This is a genomic window from Rhizobium sp. PEPV16 (assembly GCF_008919455.1).
GTDB lineage: Bacteria > Pseudomonadota > Alphaproteobacteria > Rhizobiales > Rhizobiaceae > Rhizobium > Rhizobium leguminosarum_Q.
Genome location: NZ_VSZV01000346.1, coordinates 48,761 through 49,068 on the forward strand (window position 1 = coordinate 48,761; position 308 = coordinate 49,068).

The window sequence follows — 308 nt, forward strand, 5'->3', positions numbered from 1 at the left end:
GCACATTCTTGCCGACCGAGGTGGCGGCAGACAGGATCGTGTCATAGCTGGCGGAGAGCGAGACGATCAGGTCGGCCAGCGGTTCGGCCAGATTGTTGGCCAGTTCGTCGCTTTCGGCCAGCAGCACCTTGGAGACGCCGGCAAGTTTTGCCGCTTGTTCGGCAGCGGGCTTGGCAGCCTTGCCGGCGACGAGCACATGAATATCGCCGCCAATTTTTGCGGCTGCCGTCAGCGCTTTGGCGGTCTGATCGGACAGGCTGGCATTGTCGTGGTCAGCCAGAAGAAGAATGGTCATGATGATGGCTCCT

1 pseudogene is annotated in these 308 nt (G+C 60.7%); it reads right to left on the minus strand.

Going from position 1 to position 308, the window contains the following annotated elements:
- Positions 1-295: pseudogene (locus tag FY112_RS28570) on the minus strand (electron transfer flavoprotein subunit alpha/FixB family protein); the annotation flags it as partial.
- Between the last annotated feature and the right edge of the window lie 13 nt (positions 296-308).